The sequence below is a fragment of the Bordetella saccharivorans genome (assembly GCF_045862855.1).
Classification (GTDB): Bacteria; Pseudomonadota; Gammaproteobacteria; order Burkholderiales; family Burkholderiaceae_B; genus Bordetella_A; species Bordetella_A petrii_F.
In genome coordinates, this window is the sequence record NZ_BAAFZO010000001.1 from 975427 (window position 1) to 999265 (window position 23839).

The 23839-nt window shown below is 70.1% G+C and carries 22 protein-coding genes; 12 read left to right on the plus strand and 10 right to left on the minus strand.

Annotated features, from left to right (window positions below):
- Positions 1 to 6: 6 nt before the first annotated feature.
- Positions 7 to 471 (plus strand): hypothetical protein, encoded by a 465-nt coding sequence (locus tag ACKTT0_RS04650; protein ID WP_407848522.1) that lies wholly within the window; start codon positions 7 to 9, stop codon positions 469 to 471.
- Here the strand turns inward: ACKTT0_RS04650 and ACKTT0_RS04655 are convergent.
- The 10 genes from ACKTT0_RS04655 to ACKTT0_RS04700 all read right to left on the minus strand — a co-directional run bounded on the left by ACKTT0_RS04655 (position 468) and on the right by ACKTT0_RS04700 (position 12286).
- Positions 468 to 1004, minus strand: a complete 537-nt coding sequence (locus tag ACKTT0_RS04655; RefSeq protein ID WP_407848524.1) for a BON domain-containing protein — start codon at positions 1002 to 1004, stop codon at positions 468 to 470. The genes ACKTT0_RS04650 and ACKTT0_RS04655 overlap by 4 nt on opposite strands.
- Positions 1005 to 1085: 81 nt before the next feature.
- Positions 1086 to 2543: an N-acyl-D-amino-acid deacylase family protein gene (locus ACKTT0_RS04660; protein WP_407848526.1), complete on the minus strand. Its 1458-nt coding sequence runs from the start codon at positions 2541 to 2543 to the stop codon at positions 1086 to 1088.
- 21 nt (positions 2544 to 2564) lie between these two features.
- The gene (locus ACKTT0_RS04665; protein WP_407848528.1) at positions 2565 to 4250 is read right to left on the minus strand and encodes an ABC transporter ATP-binding protein; all 1686 of its coding nucleotides are present in this window, start codon (positions 4248 to 4250) and stop codon (positions 2565 to 2567) included.
- Entirely contained in the window at positions 4247 to 5098 is an 852-nt protein-coding gene (locus ACKTT0_RS04670; RefSeq protein WP_407852381.1) for an ABC transporter permease, read from the minus strand. The genes ACKTT0_RS04665 and ACKTT0_RS04670 overlap by 4 nt, the downstream gene beginning before the upstream one ends.
- Before the next feature lie 64 nt (positions 5099 to 5162).
- Positions 5163 to 6104 carry an ABC transporter permease gene (locus tag ACKTT0_RS04675; RefSeq protein WP_407848530.1) on the minus strand — a complete coding sequence of 314 codons (942 nt, stop codon included), beginning with the start codon at positions 6102 to 6104 and terminating at the stop codon, positions 5163 to 5165.
- A gap of 8 nt (positions 6105 to 6112) precedes the next feature.
- Entirely contained in the window at positions 6113 to 7705 is a 1593-nt protein-coding gene (locus ACKTT0_RS04680; protein ID WP_407848532.1) for an ABC transporter substrate-binding protein, read from the minus strand.
- Between the two features lie 72 nt (positions 7706 to 7777).
- Positions 7778 to 9022, minus strand: coding sequence for a D-amino acid dehydrogenase (locus tag ACKTT0_RS04685; protein WP_407848534.1), 1245 nt, complete (start codon positions 9020 to 9022; stop codon positions 7778 to 7780).
- 2 nt (positions 9023 to 9024) lie between these two features.
- The gene (locus ACKTT0_RS04690; protein ID WP_407848536.1) at positions 9025 to 10701 is read right to left on the minus strand and encodes a thiamine pyrophosphate-dependent enzyme; all 1677 of its coding nucleotides are present in this window, start codon (positions 10699 to 10701) and stop codon (positions 9025 to 9027) included.
- Between the two features lie 3 nt (positions 10702 to 10704).
- Positions 10705 to 11364 carry a TetR/AcrR family transcriptional regulator gene (locus ACKTT0_RS04695; protein ID WP_407848537.1) on the minus strand — a complete coding sequence of 220 codons (660 nt, stop codon included), beginning with the start codon at positions 11362 to 11364 and terminating at the stop codon, positions 10705 to 10707.
- Positions 11351 to 12286 (minus strand): DUF6963 family protein, encoded by a 936-nt coding sequence (locus ACKTT0_RS04700; RefSeq protein ID WP_407848539.1) that lies wholly within the window; start codon positions 12284 to 12286, stop codon positions 11351 to 11353. Before ACKTT0_RS04700 ends, ACKTT0_RS04695 begins: the two co-directional genes overlap by 14 nt.
- A gap of 197 nt (positions 12287 to 12483) precedes the next feature.
- Here ACKTT0_RS04700 and ACKTT0_RS04705 point away from each other — a divergent pair, with 197 nt between their 5' ends.
- From ACKTT0_RS04705 to ACKTT0_RS04755, 11 genes are all read left to right on the plus strand, one after another.
- The gene (locus ACKTT0_RS04705) at positions 12484 to 12672 is read left to right on the plus strand and encodes a DUF3008 family protein (protein ID WP_028352779.1); all 189 of its coding nucleotides are present in this window, start codon (positions 12484 to 12486) and stop codon (positions 12670 to 12672) included.
- Positions 12673 to 12832: 160 nt separating this feature from the next.
- On the plus strand, positions 12833 to 13969 hold the full coding sequence (locus tag ACKTT0_RS04710) for an NAD(P)/FAD-dependent oxidoreductase (RefSeq protein WP_407848541.1): 1137 nt from the start codon (positions 12833 to 12835) through the stop codon (positions 13967 to 13969).
- Positions 13970 to 14014: 45 nt separating this feature from the next.
- Positions 14015 to 14416: a RidA family protein gene (locus ACKTT0_RS04715; RefSeq protein ID WP_407848543.1), complete on the plus strand. Its 402-nt coding sequence runs from the start codon at positions 14015 to 14017 to the stop codon at positions 14414 to 14416.
- A gap of 60 nt (positions 14417 to 14476) precedes the next feature.
- Positions 14477 to 15922 (plus strand): M81 family metallopeptidase, encoded by a 1446-nt coding sequence (locus tag ACKTT0_RS04720; RefSeq protein WP_407848544.1) that lies wholly within the window; start codon positions 14477 to 14479, stop codon positions 15920 to 15922.
- A 47-nt stretch (positions 15923 to 15969) separates the two neighbouring features.
- Positions 15970 to 17541 carry an ABC transporter substrate-binding protein gene (locus ACKTT0_RS04725; RefSeq protein WP_407848545.1) on the plus strand — a complete coding sequence of 524 codons (1572 nt, stop codon included), beginning with the start codon at positions 15970 to 15972 and terminating at the stop codon, positions 17539 to 17541.
- 18 nt (positions 17542 to 17559) lie between these two features.
- Positions 17560 to 18495, plus strand: a complete 936-nt coding sequence (locus tag ACKTT0_RS04730) for an ABC transporter permease (RefSeq protein WP_407848546.1) — start codon at positions 17560 to 17562, stop codon at positions 18493 to 18495.
- 9 nt (positions 18496 to 18504) lie between these two features.
- Complete coding sequence (locus ACKTT0_RS04735; RefSeq protein WP_407848547.1) at positions 18505 to 19380, plus strand: ABC transporter permease; 876 nt, start codon at positions 18505 to 18507, stop codon at positions 19378 to 19380.
- Between the two features lie 16 nt (positions 19381 to 19396).
- The gene (locus tag ACKTT0_RS04740) at positions 19397 to 20410 is read left to right on the plus strand and encodes an ABC transporter ATP-binding protein (protein WP_407848549.1); all 1014 of its coding nucleotides are present in this window, start codon (positions 19397 to 19399) and stop codon (positions 20408 to 20410) included.
- 8 nt (positions 20411 to 20418) lie between these two features.
- Positions 20419 to 21393, plus strand: a complete 975-nt coding sequence (locus ACKTT0_RS04745; RefSeq protein WP_407848550.1) for an ABC transporter ATP-binding protein — start codon at positions 20419 to 20421, stop codon at positions 21391 to 21393.
- A gap of 16 nt (positions 21394 to 21409) precedes the next feature.
- Complete coding sequence (locus ACKTT0_RS04750; RefSeq protein WP_407848551.1) at positions 21410 to 22864, plus strand: N-acyl-D-amino-acid deacylase family protein; 1455 nt, start codon at positions 21410 to 21412, stop codon at positions 22862 to 22864.
- Complete coding sequence (locus ACKTT0_RS04755; protein WP_407848553.1) at positions 22861 to 23805, plus strand: N-carbamoyl-D-amino-acid hydrolase; 945 nt, start codon at positions 22861 to 22863, stop codon at positions 23803 to 23805. Before ACKTT0_RS04750 ends, ACKTT0_RS04755 begins: the two co-directional genes overlap by 4 nt.
- The last annotated feature ends 34 nt before the right edge of the window (positions 23806 to 23839 follow it).

Sequence of the window (23839 nt, forward strand, 5' to 3'; positions counted from 1 at the left end):
GACGACATGAGCCTCATTGTCGAAGCAACTGCGCGCGCGCTGGTGTCGGGCACGACGGCCAGCGCATTGTCCACCTTGGCCCTGGCGGGCTGCGGCGCGCGCGACTGCAGCAGCGTGTTCGCGCCCGTCAATGCGGTCAGCCACTGGCTGTGGCGCGACCGCGCCTTGCGGCAGCAGCAGCCCTCGCTGCGCTACACCTTGACCGGGTACGTCATTCATCATGCCATGTCCATCCTGTGGGGCGCTGCCTACGAAGCCCTGATCTACAGCGAGCGCGACGACAGCCCGCGCTGGCGCCCCTATGCGGCCGGGCTCGGCGTCGCCGCGACCGCCTGCCTGGTCGACCTGAAGGCCACGCCGCGCCGCCTGACGCCAGGCTTCGAGCGCCGCTTGTCCGGCTCCTCACTGGCGATCGTCTACGCGGCCTTCGGCATCGGCCTGGCGCTCACGCGCTTCGCGCGTCGGCCCTAGGGCCTGGCCGCGACGCGGATGCGGTTCTCGACCTCGATCACGCCGCGCGTCTCCACCGCGGCATCCTCGACCGCGTGCTTGATCCAGCGGGCCGGGACATTGCCGGTCAGCACCGCCTTGCCGGCGGACACCGCCACCTCGACCTCGGCCACCTCCAGGCCGCTGCGGCTGAGCCGCTCGCACAAGTCGTCGTGGATGTATTCATCCGAACGCACGTAGCCCTTGGGGTACACCGGCGTACGCGGCTGGCTCTGGTACGGGAAGCTCAGGCCCGACCGGCCCGGGAAATCGCCCTGGCCGGCGCCCTGGCCGCGCCATTGCGGATCGTCCGCCCAGCTGTCGCGGCGCGCATAGCGCTCGCGCGTTTCGCGGCGCGCGTGGGCGCCGCCGGCCGGGTCGTCGTAGCGGCGGCCATAGGGATCGTGCTCCTGGGTATACGATTCGCCGCCGCCCGGATAACCGGAATTGGAATGGCGGTCGCGGTTGGGCCGGTCCGCCGGTTCGTCCGGCGGGGTATTGTGGCGATAGCGCATGGTCTGCCCCCAGTGCGGAAGTCAACTTGCATGTGCCTCGCAATTAGCGTGCCGGCCCCCCGGCGCAGCCGGCCGGCGCCGCTATGCCCCGGCCTGCCGGCGCAGCACCCGGCCGGGCCGGGCACCGCCCGGCTTGCCGTCGCGCCATACCACCGCGCCGTTGACCAGTACCGTGTCAATGCCTTGCGACGGCGCGATCGGCTTGTCGAACGTGGCGCGCTCGTCGACCGTGCCGGCGTCGAAGATCGCCAGGTCGGCGTAGGCGCCCTCGCGCACCACGCCGCGATCGGCCAGGCCGAAGCGCGCGGCGGTCAGGCCGCTCATCTTGTGCACCGCCTTTTCAAGCGGGAACAAGCCCAGTCCGCGCCCATAGTGCCCAAGCACGCGCGGGAAGGTGCCCCACAGGCGCGGATGCGGCTGTTCGTCGTGCGGCAGCCCGTCCGAACCGATCATGGTTTCGTCGAACTGCAGGATGCGCTGCACGTCGGCGTCGTCCATGCGGAAATAAATCGCCCCGGCCGGCAACAGCCGCTGGACCGCCTCTTCCAGCGAGCAGCCCATTTCGCGCACGACCTCGGCCAGGTCGCGGCCGGCGTACTGCGGCAGGCTGCGCGACCAGGTCACGATGGTGCGCGACGACCCCGCCGCATGCGCGTAGGTCAGGATCGTCGACGAGGCCGGGTAAGGGTAGCAATCCAGGCACACCGGCTGGCGCGCCATCGCCTCGCGGATGCGCTGCAGGGTCTGTACCGAGCGGCCATGGTTGTTCACGCCGGCCAGCTTGTGGTGCGAGATGACCACCGGCACGCCCAGCTCGCGGCCAATGCGGAAGGTCTCGTCCAGCGACGCCATGATTTCATCGCCCTCGTCGCGCATGTGGGTGCAGTACAGCCCGCCGTATTCGGCCAGCGGGCGGCAGACCTCGATCACCTCTTCGGTTGGCGCTGCCATGGCGGGAGCATAGGCCAGGCCGGTCGACACGCCGATGGCGCCGGACTCCAGGGCCTCGGTCACGTGGCCGCGCATGGCGGCGATCTCGCCGGCGCTGGCGGGCCGCGCCAGGTCGTCCATGGTGATCACGCGCAGGGTCGAATGGCCCACCAGCATGGCGCAATTGGTGGCGGCGGGCTGGGCCCGCAAGGCGTCCAGATAGTCGCCGAAGCGCGCGTACCGGTACCACTGGCCGGTATTGTCGAGCAGATCCAGCGGCGGCGTGAGGGTGGCAGGCGCGGGCTGCGGCATCGGCGCCAGTGAAATGCCGCAGTTGCCGCCGATCACCGTGGTGACCCCCTGGCTCACCTTGGCCGCCATGTCGCCGGCCGACAGCATGACGCGGTCGTCGTGAGTATGCGCGTCGATGAAGCCGGGCGCGGCCACCAGGCCGCGCGCATCGATTTCGAGGCGGCCGCGCGCGCCGCTCAGGTCGCCGACGCGGGCGATGCGATCGCCCTCGATGCCGATGTCGCCATCAAAGCGCGCCGCGCCCGTGCCATCGACGATCTCGGCATGGCGGATCAATACTTCATAAGTGGCTTGCATGGTGAAACCTCGTCAATGGAATCAGACGCCGGCGGCGGCCGCCTGGATGGCGGCGCCGGGCGTCGGGCGGAAATGGCGGAAATCCCAGCCGCGCCCCGGCGCGGCATCGAGCAAGGCCCGAGTGTACGGCTGTCGCGGGGCGGTCAACACCTGCGCGGCCGGCCCGCTCTCCACCATGCGGCCATGCTGCATGACCATGATGGAATCGCAGACCTGCGCCGCCACGCGCAGGTCGTGCGTGATGAACAGCACCGCCACGCCGGTGCGCGCGCGGATCTCGTCCAGCAATGCCAGCACTTGCGCCTGCACCGAAACGTCGAGCGCCGAGACCGCCTCGTCCGCCACCAGGATGTCGGGCTCCAGCGCCAGCGCCCGCGCGATGCAGATGCGCTGGCGCTGGCCGCCGGAGAATTGGTGCGGATAGCGCTGCAGCACGCCCGCATCCAGCCCCACCAGTTCCATCAGCGTGCGGGCGCGGTCCAGCGCCTGCGCGCGCGGCATGCCGTAGTTGACCAGGCCCTCGATGATCGACTCGCCGATTTTGACGCGCGGATTGAGCGACCGGTAGGGATCCTGGAAGACGATCTGCACCCGCTGGCGCAATGGCCGCAGGCGCCGCCCGGCGACGCCGGCGATCTCGTCGCCGTGCACCCGGATGCTGCCCGAACTGGGTTCTTGCAAGCGGACGATGCAACGCGCCACGGTGGATTTGCCGGAGCCCGATTCGCCCACGATGCCGAGGATCTCGCCGCGCCGCAGCGTCAGTCCGATATCCACGGCGGCCTGCACCACGCGCGAGCGGCCGAACAGCCGCCGCTCGGCATAGGTCTTGTGCAGCCCCGCCACCTCGAGCACCACCGTGTCCCGGTTCGGCGCGCGCGGCTCGGGCACCAGGCTGGGCACGGACGACACCAGCATGCGGGTATAGTCCTGCGCCGGGGCCGCCAGGACCTGCCGGCAGGCTCCCACTTCCACCACGTGCCCGCGGTTCATCACCACGACGCGATCGGCGATCTCGGCCACCACGCCGAAATCGTGGGTAATGAACAGCACGGCGGTATTGTGCTTGTCCTGCAGTTCGCGGATCAGGGCCAGGATCTGCTTCTGGGTGGTCACGTCCAGGGCGGTGGTCGGCTCGTCGGCGATCAGCAGCCGGGGCTCCAGGATGAGCGCGATGCAGATCACCACCCGCTGGCGCTGGCCGCCCGACAACTGGTGTGGATAGCAATCGTAGATGCGCTCTGGCTCGGGCAGGTGCACGGCGGCCAGCATCTCCAGCACGCGGCGCCGGCGTTCGCGCTTGTCGTAGTCGCGATGGATGCACAGCACCTCGTCGATCTGCCGGCCCACCGTCTCGACCGGGTTGAGGGCGGTCATGGGCTCCTGGAAGATCATCGCCATCCGGGTGGCGCGCAGCTCGCGCAGGCGTTCCGGGCTGGCGCGCAGCACGTCTTCGCCATCGAGCAGGACGCGCCCGCCGGTGCAGCGCAGGCTGTCCGGCGGCAGCAGCCCCATCACCGAGAAAGCCGTGACCGACTTGCCCGATCCCGATTCGCCCACCACGCAGACGGTTTCGCCGGGCCGCACGTCGAAGCTGACGCCGCGCACCACGCTGCAGGCCGGCTGCTCGGCCAGGCCGACCGACAAGTCCTCGATGCGCAGGACCGGTTCCTGCGCGGCGCCGGCTTGCATGGATGTTCCGCTCATGATTTCCTCGCCATCTTGGGGTCGAGCACGTCGCGCAGCACGTCGCCCAGCACATTGACGCTGAGCAGCGTCAGGGCCAGCACCACGCCGGGATACAGCACCAGCCCGGGCTGCAGCTGGAAGTACATGCGGCCATCGGCCATCATGTTGCCCCACGACGGGATCTCGGTGGGCAGCCCGGCGCCCAGGAAGCTGAGCGTGGCCTCGGTCAGGATGGCCGACGCGAAAATGAACGTGCCTTGCACGATCAGCGGGGCCACGGTATTGGGCACCATGTGGCGCAGCAGCAGGCGATGCAGCGGCGAGCCCAGCGACACGGCGGCCTCGACGTAGGGCTCGGCCCGCACGTTGAGGATCACGCCGCGCACCAGGCGCACCACCCGCGGCACCTCCGGCACGATGATCGCCACCAGCACCGTGGCCAGCGTGCCGCCGGTCAGCGACACCAGCGCGATGGCCAGCAGGATGCTGGGAATCGCCATGATGCCGTCCATCACCCGCATGATGATGGCGTCGGCGGCGCGGAAATAGCCGGCGATCACGCCGATCACCAGGCCCAGCAGGATGCTGGCGAGCATGGCGCCCAGGCCGACGATGAGCGACACGCGCGCGCCGTACAGCACGCGCGAGTAGGTATCGCGGCCGAAGGCATCGGTGCCCAGCCAGTGTTCGGCCGACACGCCGGCGAAGCGCCGGGCCGGGTCGATGGCGATCGGGTCCATGGTGCCCAGCACCGGCGCCAACGCCGACAGCACCACGACGACGCTGAAGATCACGAAGGCCGCCAGTACCGGCGGACTCTTGAGCGCCTGTCCGAGCTGCGCCGCCAGGGTCTGTGCGGCCGGCATGGACAGCGCGGCCGGGTCGCCGGCCTGCAGCGCGGGGCGGACGGGGTCGATGTTCATGGTTGCCTCAATATCGGATGCGGGGATCGAACACGGTGTACAGCACGTCCACCACCAGGTTGATCAGGATGTAGGTGAACGAGAACAGCAGGATCAGCCCCTGGATGACCGGGTAATCGCGCGCCAGCACCGCCTCGACGACCAGCCGGCCCAGGCCGGGCAGGTTGAAGACCGACTCGGTCACCACCACCCCGGTGATCAGCGAAGCGACGCCGATGCCGATGATGGTGACGATGGGCACGGCCGCGTTGCGCAGCGCGTGGCGCAGCAAGATGGCCCGTTCCCGCGCGCCCTTGGCCCGTGCGGTGCGGATGAAGTCCTCGCCCATCACCTCGATGATGCTGCTGCGCGTGATGCGCGCCACCAGGGCGATGTAGATGCCACTGAGCGCCAGCGTCGGCAGCACCAGGCGATGGGCGAACGGCCAGAAACCCCCGGCCGCCGGCTTGTATCCCTGCACGGGAAACCAGCCCAGCTTCAGCGCCAGCAGGTAGATGAGCAGGTAGCCGATCACGAAAGTCGGCACGGAAAAGCCGAATACCGACAGCGTCATCACCAGGCGGTCGAGCAGCTTGCCGCGCTTGCGCGCCGCGACGATGCCCATCGGCACCGCCACGATCACCGTCACGACGATGGTCGCCAGCGCCAGCGCCAAAGTGGGGCCGACCCGGTTGCCGATCAGGTCCAGCACCGGCTTGCCGGACAGCAGCGATACCCCGAGATCGCCGCGCGCCAGCTGCCCCATCCAGACCCCGAACTGCGTCAGGATGGGCTGGTCCAGCCCCATGCTCTGGCGGATCGCTTCGAGTTGCGCCCCGGTGGCGTCATCGCCGGCCAGGATGGCCGCCGGGTCCCCCGGGGTCAGGCGCAGCATGGCGAACACCACCACCGCCACCATGACCATGACGGGCACCGTAGCAAGCAGCCGGCGGGCAATGTAGGCAAGCATGGGGGTCCTCACTCAGCCGATTTTTTGAGGTTCCAGAACACGGTGACCGGCGACTCCATCACGCCGCTCAACCGGCTGCTGTAGGCTGCGGGAATGCGAAACTGCCCCAGCGGCGCCACCACGCCTTCGTCGATGGCGAGCTTCTGGATCTGCGCGGTGATCTCCTTGCGCTCGGCCGGGTCGGTGGCGCGCGCGAATTTCAGGCGCAGGGCCTCGATCTCGGGCACGTCGGGCCAGCCCGCCCAAGACTTGCGTCCGGCCGAGGCCAGCGTGGTATTGCCGAACGGGTCGCCGCTGGTAGCCAGGATGCTGTAGGTGGAAAAGATGTTCCAGCCGCCTTCGGCGGGCGGTTTCTGGTTGCCCTGCTGGGTTACCACCGTCTGCCAGTCCATGGTCTTCATGTCCACCTTGAAGCCGGCCTTGCGCAGCGCCGCGCCGATCACGATCGGCTGGGCCGCCAGCATGGCGATATCGGTAGGCTGCAGGATCACCACCGGCGTGCCGTCGTAGTTGGCCTCCTTGAGCAGGGCGCGGGCCTTCTCGATGTTCGAGGGCACCACCCAGTCCTCGCCATAAGTATTGCCATAGGGGTTGCCGCAGCCCATCACCGCCGCGCAGGTCTGGTAGTACTCGGGATTGCCCACCAGCGCCTTGAGCACGTCTTCCTGCCCGACCGCCGCCATGGCGGCCTGGCGCACCAGCTTGTTGTCGAACGGCGGGTACAGGTGGTTGAAGCGGTAGTAGGTCCAGGCACCCAGCTTGTCCAGCACCTGCACCTTGATATCGTCGCGGTTCTGCACGATGGGCAGCAGGTCGAACGGCACTTGCTGGATGAAATCCACCTCGCCGTTCTGCAGCGCGTTCAGCGCGGTCATCTGGTCCGGCATGCTGACCCATTCGACGCGCTCGACGTTGACCACCTTGCCGCCCGCCGTCCAGCTCGCCGGCTCGGCGCGCGGCACGTAGTCGGCGTTCTTCTCGTAGACCACCTTCAGGCCCGGCTTGAATTCCGAGGCCACGAACTTGAACGGCCCGGAGCCGATATATTCCTTGATCGGCGTGGAAGCCGGCGTCTCGGCGATGCGCTTGGGCATCATGAAGGCCGGCCGTGAACTGAGCTTGGACAGCCCTTCCAGCAGCAGCGTGGTGGGCTCTTTCAACTGCACCTCGAAGCGCTTGTCGTCGAGCGCCTTGATGTGCTGCACCATCGGCATCAGCACCTGGCCGGTGGAATCGAGCTGCGCCCAGCGCTGCAGCGAGGCCACGCAATCCTCGGCCTTGACCGGCGCGCCGTCGTGCCACTTGAGGCCGTCGCGCAGGGTGAACGTGTAGGTCTTGCCGTCGTCCGAGGCCTGCCAGCTGGCCATCTGCGGCTGGATCTTGAAATTCGCGTCCACGCCCAGCAGCGTGTCGTAGATCATGTAGCCGTGGTCGCGCGTCAGGAACGCCGTGCTGAGCACCGGGTCCATGACCCGCAGTCCGGACTGCATGACGGCCGTCACGGTCTGCGCGCCGGCGGGCGCCGCCGCCAGCAGGGCGCCGGCCAGCGCGGCGCCGCACAGCAGGCGGATGGCTTGCGGCAGATACGTCTTCGTCTTCATGTTGCTTACCCCCTGGTTCAGTTGTCGATGCATGCTCGCCGCCGGCCCGGGCGCGGTGCCGGCGGCCCGGTGCTACAAGGTGAAACTGCGCGCCAGCGTCACGGCGCGCCCGGCGATGCGGTCGGCCAGCAGGCCGGCGCTGCCGGCCGCCAGCGTGAAGCCGAGCGCGCCGTGGCCGGCGTTGATCCACAGGTTGCGATACGGGGTGGCGCCGATCACCGGCTTGCTGTCGGGCCGGGCCGGTCGCAGGCCGGCCCAGGCCTGTGGCTCGCCGGCGGCCTCCAGGCGCGGCAGGTAGCGGGCCACCTGGTGCCTGAGGCTGGCGATGCGCCGCTCGTCGAGCGCGGTCGAACGGTCGCCGATATCCATCATGCCGGCCACCCGCAGCCGGTCGCCCAGGCGCGCGTACACGACTTTGTTGTGCACGTCGCTCAAGCTGGTCATGGGCGCGCGGCTGCGTTCGCTGAGCTGGTAGGTCAGGCTATAGCCCTTGAGCGGATAGATCAGCGGGTTGATGCCGACCTGCCGGGCCAGCGCCTGCGCGCCCACGCCGTTGGCGATGACATAGCCGTCCGCCTCGATGGCGCCGGCGCCGGTCTCCAGGGCCTGCACGCGGCCATGGCGCACGCGCAGCCGGCGCGCCTCGGTATTGAAATGAAAGCGCACGGGATCCGCCCCGCCGGCCAGCGCGCGCTGCAATTCCCCGCACAGCTTCAGGCAATCGCCGGCATCTTCGGTCGGCGTGAAAATACCGCCCACCACCCGCGTCGCGATATCGGCCAGCGCCGGCTCCAGCGCCAGGCACTCGCGCGCGTCCAGCGCGCGCTGCTCGCAGCCCAGCGAAGCCTGGTAGCGCATCTGCGCCAGCGCGCCGCGGTAGGCCGCCGCGTCCTGGTACACCAGCAGCTTGCCGGACGAGGCGAAATCGAAGTCCAGCCGTTCGCGCGCCACCAGCCGGTGCATCAAGGTGCGGCTGAGCAGGCCGAGCTGCAGCAGTTCGGCGGTGCTGCGGCGGACCGTGGCGTGCCGGCAGGCCCGCAGGAAACCCAGCCCCCAGCGCCACAGCTCCGGGTCGGCCCGCAGGCGCAGCCGCAACGGGCCGTCGCGGTCGGTCAGCCAGGATGGCAGCTTGGGCAGCACGGCCGGATCGGCCAGCGGCGCGACGAAGCTGTAGCTCAGTTGCGCGCCATTGGCCTGGCTGGTGGCCAGCCCGGGGCGCGGCCCGGCCTCGACCACGCTGACGGAATGGCCGTCCTCACGCAGGAAGTAGGCGCTCATCATGCCGATGATGCCGGCGCCGATCACGACGATGTGCATGCTCAACCCCGCGCGCCGGCTGGGCGGGCCCGCAGCTGCCCGATGGTGGCCGCGGCCGAGATGTGCTGCAGGCTGGTGCGCACGGCGACGATCGCCGGCCGCCGCGCCGCCAGCGCCGCCTCCAGCGCGGCATCGATCTCGCCGCTGTGCCGCACCGCATAGCCCAGCGCGCCGTAGCTGCGCGCCAGCGCCGCGAAATCGGGGTTGTGCAGCGCCGTGGCGCTGACCCGCTCGGGGAAGTGCTTTTCCTGGTGCATGCGGATGGTGCCGTAGGAAGCGTTGTCGGCCACGATCAGTACCGGCCGGGCGCCGCACTGCATGGCGGTGGCCAGCTCGTTGCCCGTCATCAGGAAGCCGCCGTCGCCGACGAAACACACCACCTGGCGCTCGGGGCAGCGCAGGCTGGCCGCGACCGCGGCCGGCACGCCATAGCCCATCGCGCCCGAGGACGGCGCCAGCATGGCGCGCCCGCCGCCGAAGCGCATCAGGCGCTGCACCCAGCCGCCGAAGTTGCCGGAATCGATGGTGATGATGGCATCGTCGTCGAGCAGGCGGTCGGCCGCCTGCGCCACCGCCCCGAACACCGTGCCGTCCTCGGCGTCGCGCGGTCCGTCCCAGCGCCGCAGGCCGGCGGCGACCTGGTGCAGGCGCTCGCTCCAGGCCAGGTGCGCGGCCGCCGGCCGCGCCGGCGCGAAGGCGCGCAGGTCGGCCAGGAAAGCGGCCGGGTCGGCCACCAGCCCCAGCGCCAGCTGGCGGATGTGCCCGACCGCCGCGGCGTCCGGCCATACGTGCACGACGTCCTGCGCCGGCCGCGGCGCCGCCGGGAAGGCGTAGCCCTGGGTCGTGACGTCGCCCAGCCGGGTGCCGATGCCCAGCACCAGGTCGGCCTCGCGCACGGCATCGGCCAGCTCGGCCGGCGCGCCGTAGGCCAGGTGGCCCGCATACTGCGGATGGTCATTGGGCAGCAGGTCGGCGTGGCGCACCGCGGCCGCCACCGGCAGGCCGAACGCTTCCGCCACGGCCTGCAGCGCCGCGCGGCCGGCCTCGTGCTTGAGCAGCCCGCCGGCGATGACCAGCGGACGCCGCGCCGCGGCGATCAACCCGGCCACGCGGCGCAGGTCTTCCTGGCTGGCGCCGGCGCGCGGCCGCGCCAGCGGTTGCGCCGCCACGCCGCCGACCCCATCCTCCAGCATGTCCTCGGGCAGCGCCACCACCACCGGCCCGGGCGTGCCGCTCTGCGCGGCATGCAGCGCGGTCGCCACCGTATCGGCCAGCCGGGCGGCGTCGCGCACTTCCACCACCCACTTGGCCATGGCGCCGAATACCCGCTCGTAGTCGATCTCCTGGAAGGCGCCCATGTGACGGTGCGCGCGCTCGACCTGGCCGACAAACAGCACCAGCGGCACGGCGTCCTGCTGCGCCGAGTGCACCGCGATGGCGGCGTTCATGGCGCCGGGGCCGCGGCTGACCAGGGCCACGCCGGCACGGCCCGTCAGGCGGGCATCGGCCAGCGCCATGAAGCCCGCGCCGCTTTCATGGCGCGCGGTCACGGCGGCGACATCGGCGCGGCCGGCCAGGCCGTCCAGCACGCTGAGGTAGCTTTCGCCCGGCACGCAGAACACGCGGTCCACGCCATGCGCCGCCAGGGTATCGATGAGCAGGTCGGCCGCGCGTCTCATGGGTCAATCCTCCTTGGGTGTCTCGGCGCCGGGCCGCGCGGCGGCCTCCAGCGCGCTCAGCGAGCGGTGCTTGAGATCGTCGGGCAGGCTTTGCGTCAACGTCTCGAGCGCGGCATACAGGCGCGCCCAGCCTGCGTTGGTGCGCAGGGGCACGCCCAGGAAATGGCTTTCCGTCTTCGAGCGCAGCATCAGGTACAGCACGCCGGCCAGCATGATGCTGACCATGGCGGGCACATCCGCCTCGCCGGTCAGGCCATCGACGCGGTCGATGAACTGGCGGGCGGCCTGCTCGCGCCGGTCGGCCAGTTGGGCCGTGACATCGTTGCGCTCGATCAGCTCCCAGCGGCGCACTTCGCGCAGCGACTCGTTGCCCGCCAGCGCCTCGATCTGCGCGCGCAGCATGGACAAGATCAGGTCGGCCGGCGTGCGCTGGCTGGACTCGCCGTTCTTCAGCAAGTCCGAACGGCCGGTCCAGAAGTCCTGCTCTTTCATCCAGGCCAGCATCAGGCCCGGCATGCCGTCGAAATAGCGGTAGATGAGCTCCTTGCTGACCCCGGCGCGCTTGGCGATCACGTTGATGCCCACGCCGGCCATGCCGGTTTCGCAGATCTGCGCCTCCAGCGCGGCCAGGATCTGCCGTTCAGTCTGTTCACGCCGCGACATCGTGGCTCCTCATCAACAGGGTGCGCCGCGCCAACCCCTCGATGGGCCGCGCCACGCCGGCCGCCACATCGGCATAGAGCTCGGTGGCGACCCGCCCCGCCGGCGCGCCGTCCTGGCGGACCTCGGCGCCCAGGTAGATGGCGGTGCCGCGGCGCTCGAGCGTCGGCAGGTGCGGGTCGGCCGATTCCAGCGCCACGATGGTGCCGGCCGCGTCGATATGCACGCAGTCGCGCGCCGCGGGCCGCACGGGCACCGGCGCCGCCAGCGTCAGGAAGCGCCATGGGGCCGGGCAGCCGGCAAGTTCGGCCCATGCCAGGCCGGCCAGCGCATCGGCCAGCGTCGCGCCGTGCAGGTCCGCGTAAATGGAGTTGTGCAACAAGGCCAGGCGGCCGGCGCCCGCGGCGCGCTGCGCCTGGCCGAGATCCGTGCGCCCAGCCACGCGCGCGCTGTTGCCCCAGCCGAGCCTGCCGTCGGCGGCCAGCGCGACCAGCCCGGCGTCGGCCTGCGCGCAGCCCGCCAGCACCGTATCGATGGCTTGCTGCGGATCCTGCCCCTGGGCGAGCCGCGCCAACACGGCCTGGTTCAGCGGCACGCCGTCGGCGCCGGGGCGGTTCGGCAGGCGATGTCCGGCGACCAGCCCGACACCGGAGGCGCCCGGCAGGAACTGCACCAGCGGTTCGGGACGATCGGGGCCGCTGGAAATCACGGCCGCCGCGCGCGCTTCCAGCCAGGCGGGCGGGATGTCCAGCGCGCCGATGCCGCCACGCTGCGTCTCGCAATGCTGATAGCGGCCTTGTTCGTCCAGCACCGCGAACACCGCGAAGCCGCCGATGGCGCCCCGGCCCAGTAGTTCGGCGCCCAATACCGCCGCGTGCACGGCCGCGCCGGCCCGTGGCCCGCTGGCGGCGATTCCTATGGTCATGCCTGCCGTTCCCGTTGCTCTGCCGGCGCGGTGCGCCGGTGCAGAAATCATCGATGTGACCACATGGTCACATTTGCGCAAATCCTACACCCGCGCCGGCGGGGCAACAAGACCGCCGGCATAGGGAGAAACCCGCCCCGCCGGGCACGCGGCTTGCGTGCCCGGCGGCTCATCCTGATTTATCGACGGAGGTGACCATGCCAGCCAAATCCCAAGCACAGCAGCGCGCGGCCGGCGCCGCGCTGTCCGCCAAGCGCGGCGAACAGAAGAAGAGCGAACTGAAGGGCGCCGCCAAGTCCATGTATGAATCCATGGACAAGAAGGAGCTGGAAAAAATGGCGTCCGGTTCCACCCGCGGCAAGCCGGAACACAAGCGCGATTCCTGACGCGGCGATCCGCCGACCCCACGCCGGCGCAGGCGCGGGCGCAACGCCCGACGCGGCCGCCGGCTTTCCGCGCCGCTAGGTAAAACCCCTATTACACGGCCAGCCAAACAAACTTATCGTATCCGCGAATTATCTAATCAGAGAATTATCGAATACGACAATGGCTGAGCAGCAAACGTACGATTACGCCATCGTGGGCGCCGGCATTGCCGGCGCCTCGGTCGCTTACCGCATGGCCGAGACCGCCTCGGTGGTGGTGCTGGAGCGCGAGCCCCAGCCCGGCTACCACTCCACCGGCCGCTCGGCCGCGATGTTCATGGAAACCTACGGCACGCCGCACATCCGCGCGCTGACGCGCGCCAGCCGGGAGTTCTACGAGCATCCGCCGGCCGGGTTCGCCGATCATCCCCTGCTGGGCCCGCGCGGCGTCCTGTACATCGCCACACTCGGCCAGGAGGACCTGCTGCAACAGACCTACGCCGAGTTCCGCGACCAGTCGGGCCAGGTCGCGCTGGTGAGCGCCGCCGAGGCGGCGGCCCGCGTGCCCTGCCTGCGCGGTGAGCTGCTGTGCGGCGCCATCGCCGAACCCGAGGCGCGCGACATCGACGTGCACGCGCTGCACCAGGGGTTCCTGCGCGGCATGCGCCAACGCGGCGCGACGCTGCGCGCCAACGCGGAGCTGGCCGGCGCGCGCCATGACGCGGACGGCTGGACGCTGCAACTCACCGACGGCCAGACGCTGCGTGCCCGCGCGCTGGTCAACGCGGCCGGGGCCTGGGCCGACCAAGTGGCCGGGCTGTGCGGCGCCGCGCCCATCGGCCTGCAGCCGCGCCGCCGCACCGCGTTCACCTTCGCCGGCCCCGAGGGCATGGACTTCGCCGACTGGCCGGCGGTGGTCGGCGTGGACGAGAGCTTCTATTTCAAGCCGGACGCCGGCCAGTTGCTGGGCTCGCCGGCCAACGCCGACCCGGTAGCCCCGCACGATGTGGTGCCCGAGGAACTCGACGTGGCCACCGGCATCCACCGGATCGAATCGGCGACCTCGCTGAGCATCCGGCGGCCGCGCCACACCTGGGCGGGCTTGCGCTCGTTCGTCGCCGATGGCGATTTCGCGATCGGCTGGGACGAGCAGACGCCGGGATTTTTCTGGCTGGCCGCCCAGGGCGGCTACGGCATACAGACCGCGGCCGCCGCCTCGGAGCTGGCCGCCGCGCTGCTGGCGCGCCGCCCGGTGCCCGGGCACCTGCGCGAGCATGGGGTGGACGCCGAGGCCGTGCGACCCGGACGCCTGCGCTGAATCGCCTCACACTGAAAGCCCCTGGAAACCGATCGAGGTACTGCCATGTCACGACGCATCATCCGCCATCCCAGCCCGCTGCCCATGCCGTTCTCGCGCGCCACGCAGGCAGGCGGCTTCCTGTTCCTGTCCGGCCAGGTGCCGATGGACGCCGCCGGGCAGGTCGTGCGCGGCGACATCCGCGTACAGACCGAGGCCGTGTTCGACCGCATCACCGAAACGCTGGCCCTGGCCCGCTGCACCCTGCACGATGTAGTGCGCGTCACGGTGTGGCTGTCGGACCTGGCGCTGTTCGCCGATTTCAACGAAGTCTACGCGGCCCGCTTCGGCAAGGCCCTGCCGGCCCGCTCCACGGTGCAGGCGCGGCTGGCGCTGGACGTGGATGTGGAGATCGAGATGCAGGCGCTGGTGCCCGACCGCCGGCCCGGGCCGGTCTCGGAAGCCTGACCGCAGCCGCTCGCCCGGCGCCCGCGCGCCGGTCCGCCATTCCAACCGTGGAGCCACCGCATGAAGATCTTCTCCGGATCGCTGGCCACCGAAACGAACACGTTCTCGCCCATTCCCACCGGCCTGTCGGCCTATCGCGCGCGCGGCTACTTTCCTGCCGGGCAGCACCCCGATCGCATGCAGATGTTCTCAGGGCCGTTGTGGGCGGCGCGCCAGCGCGCCCAGGGCAAGGACTGGACGCTGATCGAAGGCATGGTGGCCGGCGCCATGCCGGCGGGAGTCACCACGCGCCACGCCTACGAGACGCTGCGCGACGAGTTGCTGGAAGACCTGCGCCGCGCGGGCCCGGTCGACATCGCGCTGTTCGGCCTGCATGGCGCCATGGTGGCCGACGGCTATGACGACTGCGAAGGCGACCTGCTGCGCCGCGCGCGCGAGATCGTCGGCCCGGACACGGTCATCGGCGCCGAGCTGGACCCGCACTGCCACCTGACGCAGGCCATGACGCAGGCCGCCGATTTCCTGGTGTGCTTCAAGGAGTACCCGCATACCGACATCCTCGAGCGCGCCTACGACCTGGTCGACCTGTGCGTGGCCAAGGCACAGGGCGGTATCAAGCCGGCCTGTGCGGTGTACGACTGCCAGATGATCTCCATCATGCACACCAGCCGCGAACCGATGCGCGGGTTCGTCGACCGCCTGCTGGCCATGGAAGGCAAGGACGGCGTGCTGTCGGTGTCGATCGCCCACGGCTTTCCCTGGGGCGACACGCCCGACATGGGCTCGAAAGTGCTGGTCTACACCGATGGCGACCAGGCCCAGGCCGACGCCCTGGCGCGCCGCCTGGGCGAAGAGATCATCGGCTTTCGCGACCAGCTGGCGCCGCCCTATCCCGGCGTCGACGAGGCCCTGGACCAGGCGCTGGCCCATGGCGAGTTCCCGGTGGTGCTGGCCGACTCGGCCGACAACGCCGGCGGCGGCGCGCCCAGCGACTCCACCTTCATCCTGGAGCGCATACTCGATCGCGGCATCGACGGCGCGGCGCTCGGGCCGTTCTGGGATCCGGTTGCCGTGCAGTTGTGCTTCGAGGCAGGTGAAGGGGCGCGCATGCAGTTGCGCCTGGGCGGCAAGGTGGCGCCCGTGTCCGGCCGGCCGCTCGACCTGGAATGCACGGTGCTCGCCCTCAGGCGCGATGCCGTCATGACCGGCCTGGCGGGCACGCCCGCCCAGCTCGGCGACTCGGTCGCGCTCGACTGCGGCGGCACGCTGCTGGTGCTCACCTCGTACCGCAACCAGGCCATGGGCACCGACCTGTTCACCCAGTTCGGCGTCGACCTGGCCAGCCGCAAGCTGGTCGTCGTGAAGTCCTCGCAGCACTTCTACGCGGCGTATTCGCAGATCGCCAGGCGCGTCATCTACGTCGAGACGCCGGGCGCCATCACGCAGGACTACAACGCCCTGCCCTACACCAAGGTCGCGCGCCCCAAGTGGCCCCTGACCGCCTGAACCATTTTTCCGCGGCCCGCGCGGCCGCCGTGCAAGGGGGAACAACAATGATGAAACGACTGAGCCTGCTGGGCGCCGCAGCCCTGGTGGCCATGGCCGCGGCCACCGGGGCGGCCGCAGAGCCCAAGACCTTGCGGCTGGTGCCGCACGCCGACCTGAAGACGCTGGACCCGCTGTTCAACACCGCGTACATCACGCGCAACCATGGCTACATGGTGTTCGACATGCTGTTCGCGCGCGACAGCAAGGACGAGGTGCGGCCGCAGATGGTGGATACCTGGACGCGCTCGGACGACGGCAAGACCTGGACCTTCAAGCTGCGTCCGGGCCTGAAGTTCAGCGACGGCACGCCGGTCACGGCCGAGGATTGCATCGCGTCGATCGAGCGCTGGGCCAAGAAGGACACCCTGGGGCAGGCCATGTTCGCGGCCGGCGCCAGCTTCACCGCGGACAGCGCCGACTCCTTCACGCTGACGCTGAAGGAGCCGTTCGGCCTGGTGCTCGACGCACTGTCCAAGCCGTCCGGGCTGCCGCCGTTCATCATGCCCAAGCGCCTGGCCGCCACCGATCCCAACTCGCCGGTGACCGAAATGGTGGGCTCGGGCCCGTTCCTGTTCAAGCGCGACGAGTGGGTGCCCGGCAACAAGGTGGTGTACGTGAAGAACCCCGCCTACGTGCCGCGCGACGAGCCGGCCGACGGCCTGGCCGGCGGCAAGCGGGTCAAGGTGGATCGCGTCGAATGGGTCTACATCCCCGACGGCAACACCTCGACGGCGGCGCTGATGAACGGCGAAGTCGACATGATCGAGCAGGTCACGCCGGATTTCCTGCCCGTGCTGGAAAGCAGCAGCGACATTCAACTGAGCACCTCGGTCGCCTCGCAGGGCATGGTGGTGGTGAACGCGCTGCATCCGCCGTTCAACGACGCGCGCGCCCGCCAGGCGCTGTACTACCTGGTCAACCAGGCCGAGATGCTGGCCGCCATGGGCTACCCGGAGAAGTATCGCGTCGATTACTGCCCCACGCTGTATATCTGCGGATCGCCGCTGGCCACCGACGCCGGCGCGGCGCGCTATGCCAAGCCGGACGCCGACAAGGCCCGCCAACTGCTGCAGGAAGCCGGCTACAAGGGCGAGAAGGTGGTGGTGCTGTACCCCACCGACCACCTCAGCGCCCCGGCGGTGATGGTGCTGGCGCAGAACATGAAAAAGGCCGGCATCAACGTCGACCTGCAGTCCATGGACTGGGCCTCGCTGGCGGCCCGGCGCCTGAAGAAAGATCCGCCCGCGCAAGGCGGCTGGAACATCTTCCTGACCTGGGGCGGCTACTTCGACGCCAGCACGCCGGTCACCAACCCGTGGCTGTCGGCGGCGTGCGGCAACAGCCTGCCGGGCTGGCCGTGCGACGAGGAACTCGACACGCTGCGCACCAGCTGGATCCGCGAATCGGACCCCGCCAAGCGCAAGGAGTTGGCGGCCCGCATGCAGGCCCGCGCCTACGAGAGCGTGCCCTATGTCATGTGGGGCGAATTCAAGCCGGTCTTCGCGGTGCGCGGGCTGCAGCACGTCGAGCTGATCAAGACCGGCATCCCCGTCATGTGGAATATCGAGAAGCCCTAGGGCCCGGGAGTAGCCAGCGTGAAATACCTGCTGCGCCGCATCGCGGCCGTCATCCCCGTCATGGCGGTGGTGGCCGTGGTCGTGTTCCTGTTGATCCACCTGTCGCCGGGCGACCCGGCGGCGGTGATCGCGGGCGACAACGCCACCGCCGCCGACGTGGAGAAAATCCGCCAGAACCTGGGGCTGGACAAGCCGCTGCTGCAACAGTTCGGCATCTGGGTCGGCAACATCGCCACCGGCAACCTGGGCACCTCGATCGGCACGCAAATGCCCGTGTCCACGCTGATCGCGCAGCGCATGGGCCCGACCCTGTCGATCGCGGCGTTCACCATCCTGTTTGCGGTGCTCGCCGCCATCCCGCTGGGCGTGCTGGCGGCCTGGCACGCCGGCCGCTGGCCGGACCGGCTGGTGATGATCGGCTCGGTCTGCGCGTTTTCCGTGCCGGTGTTCCTGATCGGCTACAGCCTGGTCTACGGCTTTTCCATCAAGCTGGGCTGGCTGCCGGTGCAGGGCTACCGGCCGCTCGCGCAGGGCCTGGGGCAATACCTGCGGCACCTGGTGCTGCCCTGCCTGTCGCTGGGGCTGGTCTACATGGCGCTGCTGACGCGCATGACGCGCGCCACCATGCTGGAAGCCCTGTCGGAAGACTATATCCGCACCGCGCGCGCCAAGGGCCTGGGCACCTGGCCGGTGATCTGGCACGCCCTGAAGAACGCCGCCAATCCCATCGTCACCACCATCGGCGTGGGCATCGCGCTGCTGATCGGCGGCGTGGTGGTCACCGAGACGGTATTCGCCATTCCGGGGCTGGGACGGCTGACCATCGACGCCGTGCTGCGGCACGACTATCCCGTCATCCAAGGCGTGCTGCTGGTGGCCTCGGGCATCTACGTGCTGATCAACCTGCTGGTCGACCTGAGCTACAGGCTGTTCGACCCGCGCATCCGCTTCTGAGGCATCGCCATGTCGACCATCGCCCTGCCCCTGCCGGCCCGCCGTCCCGCGCATCAGCGCGCGCTGCGCGCCCTGCGGCGCCAGCCCACTCTTTACCTGGGCGCGGCCATTCTCGCGCTGCTGGCCTGTGCGGCGCTTGCCGCCCCCTGGCTGGCCACCGTCGACCCGCAGGACATCAATCCGCTGGCGCGCATGAAGCCGCCCTCGGCCGAACACTGGTTCGGCACCGATGCCCTGGGCCGCGACGTCTATTCGCGCACCGTCTGGGGCGCGCGCATCTCGCTGCTGGTGGGGCTGGCGGTGGCCGCCGCCGCCACCCTCATCGGCGTGGCGCTGGGCATGGCCGCGGGCTATTTCCGCCGCATTGACGCGCTGATCATGCGCATCATGGACGGCCTGATGGCCATTCCCGGCGTGCTGCTCGCCATCGCCCTGATGGCCACCCTGAAAGGTGGCCTGATGACGGTCATCATCGCCATCGTCGTGCCGGAAGTGCCGCGCGTGGTGCGCCTGGTGCGCGCCCTGGTCCTCAGCATCCGCGAGCAGCCGTACATCGAGGCCGCGGTGTGCTGCGGCACGCGCGTGCCGGCCATCCTGGTCCGCCACGTGCTGCCCAACCTGTTCGCCCCGCTGATGGTACAGGCCACCTTCATCGCCGCGTCCGCCATCCTGACCGAGGCGGTGCTCAGCTTCCTGGGGGTCGGCATCCCGCCCCACACGCCGAGCTGGGGCAACATCATGGCCGAGGGCCGCAACTTCGTGGCGGTGGCGTTCCATATCATCCTCTATCCCGGCCTGTTCCTGGGCCTGGCCGTGCTGGCGGTCAACCTGGTGGGCGACGGCCTGCGCGACATGCTGGACCCGCGCCTGGCGCGCAAGCTCTGAACGGAGAGAAGCAGCCATGCCTACCCCCGCGAACCCCGCCCTGCGCGTGCAGGGACTTACCACCTGCTTCGACGGCGACGACACCACCGTGGTGGCCGTCGACGACCTGTCTTTCGAGGTCGCGCCCGGCGAGACCCTGGGCCTGGTCGGCGAATCCGGCTGCGGCAAGAGCGTGACCTCGCTGTCGATCATGCGGTTGCTGCGCGCGCCCGGCCGGGTTGCCGCCGGCCGGGTCGAACTGGACGGCCGCGACCTGCTGGCCCTGCCCGAGAAGGCCATGCGCGCCATCCGGGGCAACCAGGTCTCGATGATCTTCCAGGAGCCGATGACCTCGCTCAACCCCGTGTTCACGGTCGGCCGGCAAATCGCCGAATCGATCATGCTGCACCAGGGAAAATCGCGCCGTGCCGCCTATGAGCAGGCGGCCGAACTGCTGGAAATGGTGCAGATCGCCGACCCGGCCCGGCGCGTGCGCGAGTATCCGTACCAGATGTCCGGTGGCATGCGCCAGCGCGCCATGATCGCCATGGCGCTGGCCTGCCAGCCCAAGGTGCTGATCGCCGACGAGCCGACCACGGCCCTGGACGTGACGATCCAGGCGCAGATACTGGACTTGCTGCGCGACATCCAGGCGCGGCTGGGCACCGCCATCGTGCTCATCACCCACGACCTGGGGGTGGTGGCGCAAATGTGCCAGCGCGTCATCGTCATGTACGCCGGCCGCAAGGTCGAGGAAGGCACGGTGGACGACGTGCTCGACCGGCCCCAGCACCCGTACACGCGCGCGCTGATCCGCTCGCTGCCCGCCTTCGTGGACGGCCAGGACCACACTGCCCGCCTGGCGGAGCTGCCCGGCATCGTGCCGGTCATGACCCCGGCGGCGCGCGGCTGCGCTTTTGCCGCCCGCTGCCCCGAAGCGCAGCCGCGCTGCGGCGCCGAGGCGCCGCCGGCGGTCGAGGCCGGCGCCCGCCATCGCGCATGGTGCTGGGCGCGCGCCGCAGCTCCCGTCCCGAACGCCGTTCCCGCATGAGACCCGCCATGGATACCCCCGCCACCCGCTCCGCCCCGGCCCTGCTGGAGGTCGCCGGGCTGAAGAAGCACTTCACGGTCCAGGGGCCGGACGGCCCCGCCATGCTGCGCGCCGTCGACGGCATCTCGCTGGCGGTGCCGCGCGGCCAGACGCTCAGCCTGGTCGGCGAGTCCGGCTGCGGCAAATCGACCACCGGCAAATGCCTGGTGCGCCTGACCGATCCGACCGAGGGCCGCATCCAGCTGGAGGGCCGCGATCTGGCCGAGATGGACGCGCGCGAACTGCGCGCCATGCGCCAGCGCATGCAGTTCATCTTCCAGGATCCGTTCTCGTCGATGAACCCGCGCATGCGGGTGCGCGACATCGTGGGCGAGCCGTTGCGCAATTTCGGCCACGACCGCGCGGCCATCCGCGGCCGCGTGGCCGAGCTGCTGCAGCGCGTCAGCCTGCGGCCCGAGGCGGCCGACCGCTATCCGCACGAGTTTTCCGGCGGCCAGCGCCAGCGCATCGTGATCGCCCGCGCGCTGGCCCTGCAGCCCGCCCTGATCGTCTGCGACGAGCCGGTATCGGCGCTGGACGTGTCGGTGCAGGCCCAGGTCATCAACCTGCTGATGGACTTGCAGCGCGACATGGGCCTGACCTATGTCTTCATTTCGCACGACCTGAGCGTGGTGCGGCACATCAGCCACCACGTCGCCGTCATGTACCTGGGCAAGATCGTCGAGACCGGCACGCGCGACGCCATCTTCAATCACCCCGCGCATCCGTACACCCGCGCCCTGCTGGCTTCCGTGCCCTCGGCCCGCCAGGGCGAGCGGCGGCCCGCGCAGACGCTCAAGGGCGAGATCCCCAGTCCGCTGAACCCGCCGTCCGGCTGCGCGTTCCGCACCCGCTGCCCGCTGGCGCAGGCACGCTGCGCCAGCGAAGCGCCGGCGCCTCGCCCGGCCGGCGCCGGCCAGCAGGTCGCCTGCCATTTCGCTTGAATCAACGGAGTCCCGCATGTCCCAACCCGCTCATGAACCCTACGACTTCATCCTGGCCGGCGGCACGCTGATCGACGGCAGCAACGCGCCGCGCCGCGTCGCGGACGTGGGCGTGCGCGGCGACCGCGTGGCCGCCGTGGGCGACCTGGCGGGCCAGCCGGCGCGCCGCCGCATCGACGTGGCCGGCAAGGTGGTGGCGCCCGGCTTCATCGATTCGCACACGCACGATGACAACTACCTGCTCGAACACCGCGACATGGCGCCGAAGATCTCGCAGGGCGTCACCACCGTGGTGACGGGCAACTGCGGCATCAGCCTGGCGCCGCTGCGGCACGATTCGCCGCCGGCGCCGCTGGACTTGCTGGACGCCGGCGGGTCGTACCGCTACGCGCGCTTCTCGGACTACCTCGACGCGCTGCGCGCGCAGCCGGCGGCCGTCAACGCGGCCTGCATGGTCGGCCATTCGACCTTGCGCGCCGCCATCATGGCCGACCTGGACCGTCCCGCCACCTCCGCCGAGATCGACGCCATGCAGGCGCTGGCGGAGGACGCCATGGCCGGCGGCGCCATCGGCATCTCGACCGGCACGTTCTACCCGCCGGCCGCGCACGCCAGCACCGAGGAGATCATCGAGGTCTGCCGCCCGCTGAGCCCGCGCCGCGGCATCTATGCCACCCACATGCGCGACGAAGGCGACCGCATCGTCGAGGCCCTGGAGGAAACCTTCCGCATCGGCCGCGAACTGGCGGTGCCAGTCGTCATCTCGCATCACAAGGTGATGGGCCAGCCGAACTTCGGCCGCTCGCGCGAGACGCTGGCCATCATCGAGGCCGCCATGGCCCGGCAGGACGTCTCGCTGGACGCCTACCCCTACGTGGCCGGCTCCACCATGCTGAAGAAGGACCGCGTGCTGCTGGCCGGCCGCACCATCGTGACCTGGTGCAAGCCCTATCCCGAACTGGCCGGCCGCGACCTGGACGAGGTGGCGGCCGAGCGCGGCAAGAGCAAATACGACGTGGTGGAGGAACTGCAGCCCGCCGGCGCCATCTACTTCATGATGGACGAACCCGACGTGCGGCGCATCCTGGCGTTCCCGCCCACCATGATCGGCTCGGACGGCCTGCCGCACGACGAACGCCCGCATCCGCGCCTGTGGGGCACGTTCCCGCGCGTGCTGGGACACTATGCGCGCGACGTGGCGCTGTTCCCGCTCGAGACCGCGGTATGGAAAATGTCCGGCCTGACCGCCGCCAAGTTCGGCCTGTCCGGGCGCGGGCAGGTGCAGCCGGGCTACTTCGCCGACCTGGTGGTGTTCGACCCGGACACCGTGGCCGATACCGCCACCTTCGAGCGCCCGATGGAACGCGCCGCCGGCATCCATTCGGTATACGTGAATGGCGCGCCGGTCTGGGAAGCGCAGGCCTTCACCGGCAACCATGCCGGCCGCGTGCTGGAAAGGAATGCGCAATGAGCGCCGCCAGGAAACTGCACCTGGCGGTGGCGCAGCTCGGGCCGGTGCAGCGCGCCGATACGCGCGCCCAGGTGGTGCGCCGCCTGGTCGAGCTGCTGCACGAAGCCCACGGCCGCGGCGCGCGCTGGGTCACCTTTCCGGAACTGGCGCTGACCACCTTCTTCCCGCGCTGGTCGCTGGAAGACCCCGCCGAGGTGCGCAGCTTCTTCGAGACCGAGATGCCCGGCCCGGCGACCCGGCCGCTGTTCGACGCGGCGCGCGCCAAGGGCATCGGCTTCTACCTGGGCTACGCCGAACTGGACGGCGAGACCCAGTACAACACCAGCATCCTGGTGGGGCCGGACGGCCGCATCATCGGCAAGTACCGCAAGATCCACATCCCCGGCGACGCCAGCAGCCGCGAGGGCGCGGCCCTGCAGCACCTGGAAAAGAAGTACTTCGCCGTGGGCGACCTGGGCTTCCCGGTCTGGGACACCCCCGACGCGGCCATCGGCATGTGCATCTGCAACGACCGGCGCTGGCCCGAGACCTTCCGCGTCATGGGGCTGCAGGGCGTGGACGTGGTGATGGTCGGCTACAACACGCCGTCGGGCTACGTGCAGTGGAACGAACCCATCCACCTGCGCATGCACCATCACTTGCTGTCGCTGCAGTCGGCCGCCTACCAGAATGCCTGCTGGATCGCCGCGGCGGCCAAGGCCGGCGTGGAGGAAGGCAGTCCCATGATCGGCGGCTCGTGCATCGTCGCGCCCACCGGCGAGATCATGGTGCGCGCGTTCTCGGAAGACGACGAGGTCATCAACTACATGTGCGACCTGTCGGTGTCCGGGCATTACCGCGCCAATATATTCAATTTCGCCGCGCACCGCCGGCCCGAGCACTACCGGCCGATCGTCGAGCGCACTGGCGCGGGCGCGCCGCTGGGGTCCGCCCCGTCCTGAACCGCAGGCTTTACAATTGCCCTTGCATTGCGGC

What these genes read in the sequence shown, in the direction of transcription:
- ACKTT0_RS04710 (WP_407848541.1), top strand. Translation starts at nt 12,833, where the DNA reads ATGGCTGAGCAGCAAACGTACGATTACGCCATCGTGGGCGCCGGCATT.
- ACKTT0_RS04700 (WP_407848539.1), bottom strand. Translation starts at nt 12,286, where the DNA reads ATGACCATAGGAATCGCCGCCAGCGGGCCACGGGCCGGCGCGGCCGTG.
- ACKTT0_RS04715 (WP_407848543.1), top strand. Translation starts at nt 14,015, where the DNA reads ATGTCACGACGCATCATCCGCCATCCCAGCCCGCTGCCCATGCCGTTC.
- ACKTT0_RS04745 (WP_407848550.1), top strand. Translation starts at nt 20,419, where the DNA reads ATGGATACCCCCGCCACCCGCTCCGCCCCGGCCCTGCTGGAGGTCGCC.
- ACKTT0_RS04660 (WP_407848526.1), bottom strand. Translation starts at nt 2,543, where the DNA reads ATGCAAGCCACTTATGAAGTATTGATCCGCCATGCCGAGATCGTCGAT.
- ACKTT0_RS04680 (WP_407848532.1), bottom strand. Translation starts at nt 7,705, where the DNA reads ATGAAGACGAAGACGTATCTGCCGCAAGCCATCCGCCTGCTGTGCGGC.
- ACKTT0_RS04690 (WP_407848536.1), bottom strand. Translation starts at nt 10,701, where the DNA reads ATGAGACGCGCGGCCGACCTGCTCATCGATACCCTGGCGGCGCATGGC.
- ACKTT0_RS04695 (WP_407848537.1), bottom strand. Translation starts at nt 11,364, where the DNA reads ATGTCGCGGCGTGAACAGACTGAACGGCAGATCCTGGCCGCGCTGGAG.
- ACKTT0_RS04675 (WP_407848530.1), bottom strand. Translation starts at nt 6,104, where the DNA reads ATGCTTGCCTACATTGCCCGCCGGCTGCTTGCTACGGTGCCCGTCATG.
- ACKTT0_RS04705 (WP_028352779.1), top strand. Translation starts at nt 12,484, where the DNA reads ATGCCAGCCAAATCCCAAGCACAGCAGCGCGCGGCCGGCGCCGCGCTG.
- ACKTT0_RS04685 (WP_407848534.1), bottom strand. Translation starts at nt 9,022, where the DNA reads ATGCACATCGTCGTGATCGGCGCCGGCATCATCGGCATGATGAGCGCC.
- ACKTT0_RS04720 (WP_407848544.1), top strand. Translation starts at nt 14,477, where the DNA reads ATGAAGATCTTCTCCGGATCGCTGGCCACCGAAACGAACACGTTCTCG.
- ACKTT0_RS04670 (WP_407852381.1), bottom strand. Translation starts at nt 5,098, where the DNA reads ATGCCGGCCGCACAGACCCTGGCGGCGCAGCTCGGACAGGCGCTCAAG.
- ACKTT0_RS04750 (WP_407848551.1), top strand. Translation starts at nt 21,410, where the DNA reads ATGTCCCAACCCGCTCATGAACCCTACGACTTCATCCTGGCCGGCGGC.
- ACKTT0_RS04755 (WP_407848553.1), top strand. Translation starts at nt 22,861, where the DNA reads ATGAGCGCCGCCAGGAAACTGCACCTGGCGGTGGCGCAGCTCGGGCCG.
- ACKTT0_RS04665 (WP_407848528.1), bottom strand. Translation starts at nt 4,250, where the DNA reads ATGAGCGGAACATCCATGCAAGCCGGCGCCGCGCAGGAACCGGTCCTG.
- ACKTT0_RS04650 (WP_407848522.1), top strand. Translation starts at nt 7, where the DNA reads ATGAGCCTCATTGTCGAAGCAACTGCGCGCGCGCTGGTGTCGGGCACG.
- ACKTT0_RS04740 (WP_407848549.1), top strand. Translation starts at nt 19,397, where the DNA reads ATGCCTACCCCCGCGAACCCCGCCCTGCGCGTGCAGGGACTTACCACC.
- ACKTT0_RS04725 (WP_407848545.1), top strand. Translation starts at nt 15,970, where the DNA reads ATGATGAAACGACTGAGCCTGCTGGGCGCCGCAGCCCTGGTGGCCATG.
- ACKTT0_RS04655 (WP_407848524.1), bottom strand. Translation starts at nt 1,004, where the DNA reads ATGCGCTATCGCCACAATACCCCGCCGGACGAACCGGCGGACCGGCCC.
- ACKTT0_RS04735 (WP_407848547.1), top strand. Translation starts at nt 18,505, where the DNA reads ATGTCGACCATCGCCCTGCCCCTGCCGGCCCGCCGTCCCGCGCATCAG.